At 36.5% G+C, this 12,541-nt stretch carries 15 protein-coding genes; 5 read left to right on the top strand and 10 right to left on the bottom strand.

Annotated elements, in window-relative coordinates; translation table 11 throughout:
* The first annotated feature begins 128 nt into the window (after positions 1 to 128).
* Together mnmA and FW781_RS10605 are read left to right on the top strand one after the other, a co-directional pair.
* The gene (gene mnmA / locus FW781_RS10610; RefSeq protein WP_149387421.1) at positions 129 to 1,316 is read left to right on the top strand and encodes a tRNA 2-thiouridine(34) synthase MnmA; all 1,188 of its coding nucleotides are present in this window, start codon (positions 129 to 131) and stop codon (positions 1,314 to 1,316) included.
* A 147-nt stretch (positions 1,317 to 1,463) separates the two neighbouring features.
* A complete protein-coding gene (locus FW781_RS10605; RefSeq protein ID WP_149387420.1) occupies positions 1,464 to 1,673 on the top strand; it encodes a hypothetical protein in 210 nt (69 codons plus the stop codon).
* A 62-nt stretch (positions 1,674 to 1,735) separates the two neighbouring features.
* Here the strand turns inward: FW781_RS10605 and FW781_RS10600 are convergent, their stop codons facing one another.
* Positions 1,736 to 2,086, bottom strand: a complete 351-nt coding sequence (locus FW781_RS10600) for a hypothetical protein (protein WP_149387419.1) — start codon at positions 2,084 to 2,086, stop codon at positions 1,736 to 1,738.
* 13 nt (positions 2,087 to 2,099) lie between these two features.
* Positions 2,100 to 2,837 carry a glycine-rich domain-containing protein gene (locus FW781_RS10595; protein ID WP_149387418.1) on the bottom strand — a complete coding sequence of 246 codons (738 nt, stop codon included), beginning with the start codon at positions 2,835 to 2,837 and terminating at the stop codon, positions 2,100 to 2,102.
* A 139-nt stretch (positions 2,838 to 2,976) separates the two neighbouring features.
* On the opposite strand from FW781_RS10595, the gene FW781_RS10590 reads away from it, so the two are divergent.
* The 3 genes from FW781_RS10590 to FW781_RS10580 all read left to right on the top strand — a co-directional run bounded on the left by FW781_RS10590 (position 2,977) and on the right by FW781_RS10580 (position 5,548).
* The gene (locus FW781_RS10590; RefSeq protein ID WP_149387417.1) at positions 2,977 to 3,873 is read left to right on the top strand and encodes a hypothetical protein; all 897 of its coding nucleotides are present in this window, start codon (positions 2,977 to 2,979) and stop codon (positions 3,871 to 3,873) included.
* Between the two features lie 90 nt (positions 3,874 to 3,963).
* A complete protein-coding gene (locus FW781_RS10585; protein WP_149387416.1) occupies positions 3,964 to 4,161 on the top strand; it encodes a hypothetical protein in 198 nt (65 codons plus the stop codon).
* A 160-nt stretch (positions 4,162 to 4,321) separates the two neighbouring features.
* On the top strand, positions 4,322 to 5,548 hold the full coding sequence (locus FW781_RS10580) for a DUF6051 family protein (protein ID WP_149387415.1): 1,227 nt from the start codon (positions 4,322 to 4,324) through the stop codon (positions 5,546 to 5,548).
* Positions 5,549 to 5,661: 113 nt separating this feature from the next.
* Here FW781_RS10580 and FW781_RS10575 read toward each other — a convergent pair whose 3' ends face one another.
* The 8 genes from FW781_RS10575 to FW781_RS10540 all read right to left on the bottom strand — a co-directional run bounded on the left by FW781_RS10575 (position 5,662) and on the right by FW781_RS10540 (position 12,534).
* Positions 5,662 to 6,405, bottom strand: a complete 744-nt coding sequence (locus FW781_RS10575) for a LytR/AlgR family response regulator transcription factor (RefSeq protein ID WP_149387414.1) — start codon at positions 6,403 to 6,405, stop codon at positions 5,662 to 5,664.
* Between the two features lie 60 nt (positions 6,406 to 6,465).
* Positions 6,466 to 6,741 carry a 2TM domain-containing protein gene (locus FW781_RS10570; protein WP_149387413.1) on the bottom strand — a complete coding sequence of 92 codons (276 nt, stop codon included), beginning with the start codon at positions 6,739 to 6,741 and terminating at the stop codon, positions 6,466 to 6,468.
* Between the two features lie 31 nt (positions 6,742 to 6,772).
* Complete coding sequence (locus FW781_RS10565; RefSeq protein ID WP_149387412.1) at positions 6,773 to 7,069, bottom strand: 2TM domain-containing protein; 297 nt, start codon at positions 7,067 to 7,069, stop codon at positions 6,773 to 6,775.
* A gap of 123 nt (positions 7,070 to 7,192) precedes the next feature.
* Positions 7,193 to 7,762 carry a methyltransferase family protein gene (locus tag FW781_RS10560; RefSeq protein WP_149387411.1) on the bottom strand — a complete coding sequence of 190 codons (570 nt, stop codon included), beginning with the start codon at positions 7,760 to 7,762 and terminating at the stop codon, positions 7,193 to 7,195.
* Between the two features lie 50 nt (positions 7,763 to 7,812).
* Positions 7,813 to 8,118 (bottom strand): 2TM domain-containing protein, encoded by a 306-nt coding sequence (locus FW781_RS10555; protein WP_149387410.1) that lies wholly within the window; start codon positions 8,116 to 8,118, stop codon positions 7,813 to 7,815.
* A gap of 4 nt (positions 8,119 to 8,122) precedes the next feature.
* On the bottom strand, positions 8,123 to 9,436 hold the full coding sequence (locus FW781_RS10550) for a 2TM domain-containing protein (protein WP_149387409.1): 1,314 nt from the start codon (positions 9,434 to 9,436) through the stop codon (positions 8,123 to 8,125).
* A gap of 141 nt (positions 9,437 to 9,577) precedes the next feature.
* Complete coding sequence (locus tag FW781_RS10545) at positions 9,578 to 10,237, bottom strand: hypothetical protein (protein ID WP_149387408.1); 660 nt, start codon at positions 10,235 to 10,237, stop codon at positions 9,578 to 9,580.
* Positions 10,238 to 10,287: 50 nt separating this feature from the next.
* The gene (locus FW781_RS10540; RefSeq protein ID WP_149387407.1) at positions 10,288 to 12,534 is read right to left on the bottom strand and encodes a TonB-dependent receptor; all 2,247 of its coding nucleotides are present in this window, start codon (positions 12,532 to 12,534) and stop codon (positions 10,288 to 10,290) included.
* Positions 12,535 to 12,541: the final 7 nt, after the last annotated feature.

Genomic DNA, 12,541 nt, shown 5'->3' with positions numbered 1-12,541 from the left:
TGGGGTTTACGATTACTATCGTTTTTATCAATGTTTAAAATTATGGTTTTTTTACGAATTTATTTAGTTGTATTTTTGCCGCATCAAACTAAGAACTCCCGTTAAGAGTTTCGTAAAATTGAAATACAATGAAAATAGTAGTAGGCCTCTCAGGAGGTGTAGATTCTAGTGTTACAGCGTATTTGCTGCAACAGCAAGGCCATGAAGTAGTGGCTTTATTCATGAGAAACTGGAACGATGCTTCCGTAACTCTGGAAGATGAATGTCCCTGGATTGAGGACAGTAATGATGCCCTTATGGTGGCACAAAAGCTTGGAATTCCTTTCCAGGTGATAGATATGAGTGAACTTTACAAGGAGCGTATCGTTGACTATATGTTTGCAGAATATGAAAAAGGAAGAACTCCCAATCCGGATGTATTATGTAACAGAGAAGTAAAATTTGATGTTTTCATGAAGACTGCCATGTCATTGGGAGCAGATAAGGTGGCCACAGGACATTATGCAAGAGTAAATTCTACTTTTGACGAAAACGGAAAAGAAATTTTCCACCTTTTTGCCGGAAAAGACAACAATAAAGATCAGTCTTATTTCCTTTGTCAGCTGAGCCAGGATCAGCTTTCAAAAGCGCTATTCCCTATCGGAGAACTTACAAAACCTCAGGTAAGGGAAATCGCAAAAGAGATCGGATTGGTAACTGCAGATAAAAAGGATTCCCAGGGATTATGTTTTATCGGGAAAGTGAGCCTGCCACAGTTTTTACAGCAGCAATTGAAACCCAAAGAAGGAGAAATCGTAGAAATTTTCAAAGATTCACCTTTATTTTCGGAAGAAAAACCAGAATTCGCTTCTAAAGAAGAAGAACTTGAGTTTTTATCCAGAAAAATCAACTATAAAAAGTCTGACGGAAAAGTAATCGGGAAACATCAGGGAGCCCAGTTTTTCACCATCGGACAAAGCCGGGGCCTTGGAATAGGCGGGCACAAGGAAAGTTGTTTTATTATCTCCAGAGAGATGGAAAACAATATCATTTTTGTGGGAGAAGGAAGCCATTTCCCTGGTCTTCATAAAAAAGCTCTGAAAATAGATAATTCTGAACTGCACTGGGTACGTGAAGACATGAAGCTTCAGAATGGAGAATCTATGGAAGTAATGGCCCGATTCCGATACAGACAGGCTTTGCAGAAAGCAACGTTGTATCAGTTTGAAAATGCATTATATATTGAGTTTGACGAACTTCAGTCTGCGATTGCGGAAGGACAGTTTGCTTCATGGTATATGGGTGATGAACTTATCGGAAGCGGTGTGATTGCGTAAGGAATGTGAGGTTCCCGTGTTTCGGGATTACAGGATTATGGATTTGAAGGTGCTGGAGTTTGTTTAAAGAAAATATTCTTTTAAAAATTTTCTGTAACGTTTTTTAGGTTGTCTTACTTACTGAGTAAATAACAATAAAAAATTACTATGAAAACAACTACAAGAAACCAGTATGCTTATGTAAACAATATCCTGATCGCAGTTGTGTCTGCGGTTTTTGGCTATAATCTTTATCAGGCAATTGTACATCCGGAAAACTCGAATATCGCAATCTCTCTTATTCTGGTCGTTCTGACTTCTGTTATGGTTCGAAAGTATGGCCATCAACCAGTGAAGGAAAAAAAGAAAGATATTTAAATATCAATAATTTATAATAAAGCCCGGAACAGTCTTGTTTCGGGTTTGTTTTTGTAAAACAATTACTTCGTTTTCTTATTGACATGGCTCATGATAAGAAACACTGCCACAATACATTCCAGGATTAAAATCATAACGAGAAATCCAACAGGTTTTCCTATCATGATTCCCCTTATCAGTTTTATAATTCCCAGTAAAAATATAAAGCCTGTGAAATAAAATGCAGTCGCAGAAATGGCTTCTCTCAAGGAATTTAAAATAAAAACAGAAGCATAAAATCCGAGAACCAGAATGAGATAAAATTTCAGAAAGTCCGGCCCTTTAATAAGGATGGGATTCAATGTCTGACATGCTGTCATAAGCCACATAAAGCTTACTGCAACAGGAACTGAGTGAATGATTAGTTTTTTCATAATGATCATTTTTTTATCCGCCACAGCCCCCACAACCGCCGCAGCCTCCGCCACAACCACCTCCTCCGCTGCAGCTCGATCCTCCACAGCTTCCTCCACCTCCTCCATCATTGCTTTGCTTGTCCTTTCTATTAGGATCCGAGATTTCATTGTCTCCTATGATTGAGCTTATTGTTCCCAGAATAAAAATAATGGCAAAAACCACTGCGGTGACCAGCAATCCGGTGAAGCTGCCTCCTTCTGTACAGGAAAACAGCAGCAGTAAAATAAAGATCGGAGCAAAAAAGGCCATCTTTTTCATCCAGCGTCTTGCTTTAGATTCTTTCTTTTTCACTTTCCAGATTTCTTCAGGTGCTTCCTGCTGAAATATGTTCCTGTAGCCAGACATTGTGTCTTCAAACCAATTCTCATGTTTCACTCTTTCTGTGCTTCCTCCTTTAGAAGGATGATGGTGAAGCGGTCTTTTTAAAATATTCGGACAGAATTCTTCCCAATAATTCTGGGTATAGATCAGGTGCATATGCCATACTTTATCCACTATTTCACTGGGAGAAGCTCCATTGGGAAGGATACAGCAGAGATAGACAAACCTTTTATATTCTTCAATCGCTTTTTTTGCGAAATCAAGACTCCAGCTTTCTTCTTTTGCCAGTTTTTTCGAAAAAGGGAAATCAACGCCGGGAGCATCCAGAGAAAATCCCTGTATCCGGTTCCAAAGGGATTCATCTTTTAATAACATTCTTGTTTCCATTGTTTTAAATTTTGTTTTTCTACTCAAATATCAATGGATTTTAAAATATAAAAGTCCCTCAAAAGTCTTTTTTGGTTTGATAAAAATCTTAAATTAGTCTTATAAAACTAAAATTAATCTGACCATAAAAAATAAACAGATGAAAAAGGAAGATATACTGCATCTTGAAAAGCTGATGAATTTCTTAAGCCGTCACTTTTTAAAGAAAAATCATTGGGAAGATGTTACCAAAACCGAATGGTCTTACATCAGCGCAGAACTCAACGAACTCATTATCAGCGATCATTCAGAGAAGGAAATTAAAAAAGATCCGGATCTTCTGGGAACCAATTACCTGTATGAACATCTGATCATCAATAAACTGAAAAAATTCAGACAGAATGAAAATGCCGTTCTGAGCAAACCGAACCTCGCAAAACTGAGTCTTATTGTCAAAGTACTGGGCTATTCCAATTATATAGATTTCATCAATTCCACAACGGATTCTTTTAATTTTAATGACCTCAGGATCGAGATGAATAATGTAAATCTGAATACGACTCTTTTAGACCGACTGGTGGGCTGCTGGTATTCTTATAACAGAAACCTTCCTGACAATCCTTTAATGGCAAAAGAAGACCGTATATGGCGCTCTGCAATGGAAATTTATAAATCAGAAACCACCGGAGAATATTTTATTGAACGAAGCGGTGGCGACCAGCATAAATATTTTGGTAAGGTAACAGCTTATTCCGACTATGTTTTTATCATCATGAACAGCAATACTTTTATCCGTCAAAGACATTTTATTTCAAGAATTAAAGATATTAAAGAAAAGCTTAAGAATCCTGACTATAAACTCCATGAAATCCACTTCATAAGTACCTGCATCAGTTTTAACCAAGAGCCGATAGCTTTGTTTGAAATCTTCAGAAAAGCAGACCGAAAGAACTTTATTTCCGACTCCATCAGCTTTCCCATTGACAGCGATGAAATTCCCGAATCTATCCTTAAACAGCTTGAAGACACTGAATCTAACAGAATTGATTACAGATAGTTATGTAATTATTGATTATTATTTTGAAAATTGTTGTAACGTATTCTTAATTGCCCTACTTACTGGATAAATAACAATAAAAACATCATTATGAAAACAACAATTAAAAACCAATATGCATCCGCTAACAGCGCTCTTATCTTTTTTGTCTCAATGCTTATAGGGTATAATATCTACCAGGAGATCTTTCACCCTGAAAAAGCAGATCTTATCTTATGTATTGTCATGATAGTCCTTACAGCTGCTACCATTCAGAAATACAGAAAAAAAGCTGAAGCCAAAGAATAAACATCCTTATCAATTATATATCTGCAACCCCGGAATAAGACTGTTCCGGGGTTATTTTTCTCTTATGCCTAGAATACATTTAACTCTTAAAAATCAACATATTACAGCAATAATTTTCTAAATTAATGGTTCTAAATATGAACCCTTCAATTGTCTTACTATGGAATATTATGAATTGTATGAAGTTTTGAAAAGTCATTTTGATTCCGGAAAAGACAGGGTTGAACTCAAGGAATTGAATGTAACTATTGAAGCTGTTCCTTTTGAATCGAAGGCTTCTGATCTGCTGTATGGTTCGGAACATCAACACTGCAGCAAACATCAGCAATCACTGGAAATCAACGAAAAAGGGCATCTGTTTTACGGCCAGCCTGCAGTAGACATCAAGGATTTTGATATTGAATGCAATAAAAGGTTTACATATTATATTCTGAAGAGAGCAGATATAGAAACCGCCAAAGGATGTATTTTTTTCTTTCATGGCCTGAATGAAAAAAAATGGGACAAATATCTGCCATGGGCCTATGAACTGGCCCAAAGAACACAGAAAGCTGTTATTCTGTTTCCTATTGCTTTTCATATGGATCGTGCAGAACCTATCTGGAGCGACCGCCATCACATGATGGAAGTAGTTCGTTTCAGGAAGAAAAAATATCCGGAAAACATGAATTTCTCTTATGTGAATGCCGCAATAAGCTCAAGACTTGAAGCGCATCCTCAAAGGATATTCTGGTCCGGGCTGCAGACCTATTCTGATATTACTGAGGTAGTAAAAGACATTAAAAACAATAAAATAAAAGGGATTTCCCCGGAAGCAGACCTTGATTTATTTGGATATTCTATTGGTTCCTTTCTTTCAATGATCATTAAAATGGCAGATCCTAACCATTACTTTACCCGGTCTAAAGTTTTCTGTTTTTGTGGAGGAATGACTATTGACAGGATGTTTCCGATATCCAAATACATCATGGACACTCAGGCTACCATTAAAATGCAGTCTGTCTTCACAGAGCTTTTGAGTTCTGATTTTAAATCAGATACCCGTTTAAAACATTATCAGAATGAAGCTTTGCACCCGCAGGAAAGCTGGTTCAAAAAAATGCTTCGCTACAATTATTTTCAAAGGGAAAGGGAAGAAAGAATTCATGAAATTCAGTCCCAGATAAAAGCGTATGTACTGGAAAAAGACAGTGTTGCCCCTCCAATAGAAGCGTTGAATACTTTACGCGGAGGCTACAGAAACATCAATGTAGAGGTAGAAATCAAAGATTTCCCGTATGAATATTCCCATATGGTTCCGTTCCCCCTTGCTCATAAGCATAAGAAAGAAGTTACGGAAGCCTTTCACCAGTTTGTACAATCAGCAAGTAACTTTTATAGCTCTTGATTACCCCTGCTTTCAGGCATAGAAAAGGGAAAGGAACAGTTTAAAAATCAACAATATAAGATCCATGGTATTTATTTTTGTATGATGAGGAAGTTAAAATTCTTCCTTTTTTATCAACTGACCAGCCAATCTTTGAAGTCTTTGACGCGGTCTCTGCTTACCGTAATCTCTTCTTCAGGCTGAAACTTCATATCCACTTTATAGTAAGGTGATGTATGGATATTTTTAATATAATCTGAACTGACAATAAACTGTCTGTTTACCCGGAAAAACTTTTTCTCATCCAATACGTCTTCCAGCTCATCCAGCGTAAAGTCTGACGGATAGGTACGGTCTTCTGTCTGAAGATAAACGATTTTATTCTCACTGAAAAAACAGCTTATTTCCTGAGTCTGGATAATTTTAAGGTTATACCCGATTTTAACCAGAACTCTGGACAGCGTAGATTTCTCTTTTCTGATCAACTGTTTGATATCCTGGGAACCATCCGTATTCTTGGCAGGAATAAAGGATTTAAACTTCTCTACCGCTCCTTCGAGATCTTCATCAAGAATGGGTTTTAAAAGGTAATCGATGCTGTTCAGCTTAAAGGCTTTCAGGGTATACTGATCAAAAGCCGTGGTATAGATGATGAATCCTTTCGTGGGAATTTTTTCAAAGATATCGAAGGACAGCCCGTCACCTAAAACAATATCCGAAAAGATCAGCTGCGGATGTTCGTTTTCAGAAAACCAGGCAACACCTTCTTCTACTGATTCTATTTTCGCAACGATCTCAATTTCAGGGAAATTACTCAACATACGTTCTAACTTTCTTGAAGCAGGTTTTTCATCTTCTATAATGACAGTTTTGATCATTGAGCTTTAATTTTGGTTTTTAGATTTTAGGAAATAAAGTTAGATAAAAGCGGGCATATTTTAATATTTTATTGGATTTTTCTCCTTTTCAAGTTCTTTTTCAATCATATTTCTTTCCCATTCAGAATCAAAGAGAAACAGTTTTACGGCTTTAATAAGAATAATAAATCCCCAGATCCCAAGGATAGTGTACCTGTCAAATAATCGAAAATTAATTATTTTTTCACCAAAAATATCATCAGGAATGATAAGAACAGCAAAGATGGCAAATATAAAAATGCTTTTATAAAATTTTCTGATGCTGTTCGTTCTTGTGCCTGCAGTTTCGTAATCCATGATCGTGTAAGTTTTTAGTTATGATTATTGTTTAGAATGTTTTTATTTTTCCTTTTTCCTCTTTCTCCATCAGTTCTTTTATCTTTTTTTCTTCCCAGCTTTTTCCAATTCCGAATACGTTTATTGCATGAAACGCAATTCCTATTCCCCAGCCCAGCGCCGGCCATAAAAACCATAAGTATCCTGGAGCGGTCATAAGATTCAGTATTGCCAGAAATGGAATTACAATACAATAAGAAGTAAGATTTCCATAAAACTCTTTTAATTCTTTTACTCTTCTGGATGCTTTTCTGTAAGCAATTGTCTCTTTATTTGGTAAAATTTCCATAATGTTTGTTTTAAAAGGTTAATTTGTTTTTTCCTGAATCAAAGGTAGCTCAGGAAAAGGGCTCCAATCAATTTTATATTACCGAATGGTAGATTATGCTATCCGAATCGTAAAAACGGGTAATTAATAGATAAACGGAATCAGTTTCTTTGTGCTTTTTCTATATTCAAGATACTCATCACCGAACTGTTCTACCAAAGCCTGCTCTTCGATTTTAATCCTATAGGCAAAAGCCAAAAACGGAGGTACAAAAGCAAAGATTAAAGACAACCAGTTATTCAAATACAAACCAAGACCAAGAGAGGTCAGCAGAGAAAAAGCATAAGAAGGATGTCTCAGATATTTATAAAACCCTTCTTTTTTGATTTTATGATCCTGTCTGATGGTAACATCTACGGTAAAGTACTTTCCCAGAGATCTGATGATCATGTATCTGAAAATAATTCCGGTAAGGATGAGGAGTTCTCCCAGATAAAGAATCCAGATTCCGGCGGCAATCGTAAAATGAGTGTTATAAGATATGAATATCGAACTCATTATAGAAAAAGGAATGGCCAGCCACAGAATATTCAAGGTTGATTTATCTTTGTTTTTTTGATCTTCTTTACCGGATTTCAGTATGTTTTTGTAAAGAAATTCTGTGAGAAACCAGGCAGCCATTGAAATATAGAATAGCGTTGACAAAGTATTCATCTTTAATGAGTTTTAAAGTTAAAAGTGTTTTAATAAAAAAGGAAATCCCTTTAGTGGTTTTTCTGCTTATCCATCAGTTCTTTAATCTTATGATCTTCCCATTTCCTGATAAAATTAATACGGGGTAAAAAAACCGTAACAGCGTGTGCTGCAAGTCCTATTCCCCAGAAAGTGGCTGTAAAAAAGTTTTTAAACTGAAAATAACTTTCACCGGGTTTCAGGTTCATACAGTTATAGACAACGATCATGGCATTCACTGCGATATAAGCGAATAAATGTCCGTAAAACCCCCGCAACCTTTCTACCTGTCTTCTGGCACGTTGGTATTCAATATCATTTTCGTCAAATCTTTCCATCGTTTTATTTTTTTTGTTTGTTCATAATTTCACGAATCTTCTTTTCCTGCCATGAATCTCCTACTCCAAACACCTGGAAGGCATGGGAAGCAACCCCAATTCCCCATCCCAGTACCGGAAACCAAAACCATTGATTTCTGCTGCTGGTGTAAAGATTGATAAAGATTAAAAAGGAGCATACAGTGCAGTAAGAAATAAGATTCATATAAAAGCTTTTCATTTCTTTTACTCGTTTCTGTGCACGCTTATACGCAGCAGAATCATCTTCAGGTTTCACACTGGAAACTTGCGGTTTATCCAAAAGCATCGGAAGTTTTACTTTAAAATGATCTTCTGACTTTTCTATGAAGACATTCCGATCAGTAAGCAATGAATAGCGCTGTACAATATTTGAAAGACCAATTCCCGAACTTTCTTTGATCTGCTCTCTTACCTGTAAATTATTTTCAATACAAAGTATATTTCCCGCTGAAAAAATTCTTATCACCAAAGGTTTTGATGATGTAGCGAAATTATGTTTGATACAGTTTTCCAGCAGCAGCTGTAGAGAAAGCGGAACAACATATTTCTGGTAATCTTCCCGGGCAACATCAAAAGTAAAATCTACACTGTCTTCAAATCTTGTTTTCAAAAGATCACAATAGGTTCTGGCGAATTCTATTTCATCTTCCACCGTTACAAGCTCTTTATCTTTCTGTTCAAGTACATAACGGTAAATCTTTGACATTGAAGCAGTAAACTTCTGAGCCTGGCGTGGATTTTCATCAATCAGTGAACTTAAAACATTCAGAGAATTGAAAAGAAAATGAGGATCAAGCTGATTTTTTAAACTTTCAAACTGAGCATTTGCTGATTTGGCGATAAGCTTCTGCTCTACTACTTCTTTTCTGGATGTCTTTTTCAGCTCTTCCATAAAGCTTTTAGCATGAAGAAAAGCAGAGATCAAAAGAGCAATATTGATCATAAACCAATTGGTTACTCCGTACTTTGAAGAGAAAAACTCTTCTATGGTTGCCGTTTTCTGAATCACCACATAGTTCATATAATTACAGAAATAGACCAGAATAAAGTTCCCGATGATGATGGAAATAATACTTAAAACAGCTCTCGTCCGGGTGGCTTCCGACCATGGAAATTTTCTGTTAAGAAATTCATTGATAAATCCGTTTCCAAATCCCAGTACAAAAGAATACATGGCTGAAAGAAGCAGCGTGATCAGAAAAGAACTCAAAGTCTTTTCATCATTAAAAAACAAAAAGAAAAACAAGGTGGTTCCTAATGACGTCCAAAGTAATATTTTAAAGTATTTACGCTTCATGATCTGTTTTCTTGACTCAAAATTAGTTTTTATTAAAGGTATCAAAAATTAATTCTTACCGAAGGGCTGATTTTCTTCCCTGAACGGTATAAAAAAACCTTCACGAATGAAGGTTAATTTATAAGTAAAGCAAAGAATGTATTATTTCGCTTTTTCTGCCGGAAGGCTTAGAAAATAATCAGCTTCTGCTCTTCCCCAATTAGGATCTAACCCTGTTTTAGGTTTGTAGGTCTTAAATTTTGCCTGTGCATCTTTGAACATTTCCAGTCCTTTGGTTTTGCTCCCTCCGTACTGCTCAGGAGTAAAATAAACATCTTCTGCTTTGATAAGAGCAATTCTTGGATTTGCAGGGTCTAATTTTTCTGCAATATTAAGTTCCTCAGCAGCTCTGGCCCCGTCTGTCATATAACGCTGTGCAGGATTTACCATCATTCTCAGGGAATAGGACATTTTTCTCAGCAAGTGAATCTCTGCATTATCTGCTCCCGCAAGGTTCTGTGCCATTGACAACTGTTTCTCGGCCTGATCTGCAATAGCATCCAGTTCCTGCATTTTCCCGTCTCTCATCAAGGTTCTTCCTTTCTGGATATAAGAAAATGCCGAATAGTACGCCGGAAGCCATTTTGTGCTTTCTTTACTTCCTATTCTCTGGAAATCATTGGCCAGGGTCTGGAAATCTTCTGATGTTTTACAGGCTTCAATTCTTCCGATTTTTTCAGTCATTATTTTGTCGTAATCTGCCTGTGCGAAAGCTGTTAAACTTACAAAAGCTAAAGCGAAGCTTAAAAGGTATTTTTTCATGATATCAAATTTTAAAAGTTAGTTTATTTGTTTGCCCTAAGGTATGTTTTTTATAAATTATTATTGATCGCATCATCTGTTTTATCGACTCCGAAACTTATAAATGCTCCAATAAACACAAAAGTATTGACTGGCGGGACGATTGCAGAACTTCTGGATCCGTCTGCAGAGAAATTATATCCGTATACATTCTTTGATCCTAAAATATTGCTTACACTCAATACAAACACCGGAAAAGCTTTCGCATCTTTTTTACCGATATTGGGCAGATAATTAATACTGAAATTCAACGCATTATAATCTTTTAACCTTCCTTCATTTCTGGTATAATTAATTGCTTTCCCATTCTCAAACGTAGAGGCAATATCATAATAAGGACGTCCTTTGGCATAGGTATACGATAAGTTTACTCCAAGTTTCCATTCCGGAATAAATCTTTTTGCCACTGCAGAAAGGGTGTGTTCAGCGGCAAAACTTGGCTGCAGGCTGACCGGATAATTAAGGAAATCCCTTTTGGAATCCAGGTATGAGTAGCTGATCCAGTAATCAATATTTTCAAATGTTTTTTTATTGTCTCTCCAGAAAAACTCCACTCCTTTTGCATAGCCATATCCATTGTTGTTTACTGCACTTTGAGTCTGCTGATTTTGCTCTTTATCCTGATTAACATTAAATGTTTTAATCAGCTGATCATATTTTTTATAAAATGCTTCAAAGCGTAATGTTCTTCCTTCCGAAGCTCTCTGAACCTGAAAAATATAATGCTGAGACTTCTGAAAACCAAGATTTGCAGGGCCATTGATATATTTACTTTCCGGATTCTGATAAAAAAGACCATACGCCAAAGAAGTGGTCCAGTCTTTTGCCAGACGGTAAGCAATCGCAAAACGGGGGGCAATATTATTCTTTCCTAAAAAAGAAGAGTGCTCTGCCCTCACTCCTATTTTCGCAGATAATGCATTGCTGAATCCCAGATCTGTTTCAAGAAAAACGGAAGAAATCAAATCTTTATAATGTTTCTGCACCGCTTCAAAGCTCAGGTTTTCATCCGTATTATTCAACTCAAATCCGCCTCTTACCGCGCTGATTCTATTGATCTTTCTTTCAAGAACTGCTTTGAAATTCAAATAATTTCCATCTGTAAGAAGCTGATTCCTGTTGGATTCAACATCATTGGTTTCTGTAGAAAAATGAAGATCAGATCTGTTGTAAGAATAAGAACCGCCTACATTCAAAAGATATTTTCCAAATTTCTGTTTAAAAGAGAGATTATGAAAAGTATTTTTACCATTAAGCTTTACCAGACTGAAATCATATCCCGGTTCAAGACTTTCTGATCTTACCCCCATTTTATTGGAGTTGAACATCCCGTAGTATTTTAAAAAGCCTCCTGATTTTGTTTTAAATCTGAAATTAAGATCTCCGTTAAAACCCTGTGGCGCTTCAACGAAATCTGTATTAAAATTAAAGACTTTCTGCATAAGGCTTAAAAGGGAATATCCTGCTGTAGCACCGTAGGAATAGTTTTTGTTATCTCCCAGCTTTTGAAATCCGGCACTCAGAAAAATAGGGGAAATCCCAAAATTATAGGATGTTTCATCCGGAAGATCAACACTTTCCAGCATCAAAGCTCCCGAAAGAGCCTGTCCGTACAGTGCGGAATATCCTCCGCTTGAAAATATATTTCCTTTGAAAAGAGAGGTATTAAACTGATCTCTTCCTGCAATTCCCGGAACAGAATTAGAAAAATAATTATTGATAAGGCTTCCGTCCATAAAAATTTTAGATTCTGTTCCTGTACCCCCTCTGATAAAAAGACCTTCAGTTCCTCCCACTTTCTGTACTCCCGGAAGATAGGTCAATGCGGAAGAAATCTGTCCGTCGGCACCAGCTGTAGTGTAAATATCTATTGGAGTAAGCAGTGCTGTTGCTCTTTTCTTATCACTTGCTTCAATGGATCCTGCAGAAACGACTACTGCATCAATCTCACTGATCTGTTCTTTAAGATCGATATTCAAAGAGATATCCTGATTTTCAATAGACACCTCCCTTTCTACATCCTGATATTTGGGATGGGTAAAAGTGATTTTATGAGCTCCTTTTTCTGAAGTTTCAAATGTAAAATTACCCTGAGCGTCTGTGGTTGACCCGTCATAGGTATCTTTCAGGGTGACGTTTACTTCACCTATGCCTTTGTTTTTAAAGGATACTTTTCCTGATATTTTTACCTGTGAATATCCCATTATGGAAGCGAACAGGAAAATAAGAAGCAGTATGTTTTGTGCTTGCGTTTTCATTTTTATT

Source organism: Chryseobacterium panacisoli (assembly GCF_008274625.1).
Taxonomy (GTDB): Bacteria; Bacteroidota; Bacteroidia; order Flavobacteriales; family Weeksellaceae; genus Chryseobacterium; species Chryseobacterium panacisoli.
This window is presented reverse-complemented; position numbering and strand designations above follow the sequence as displayed.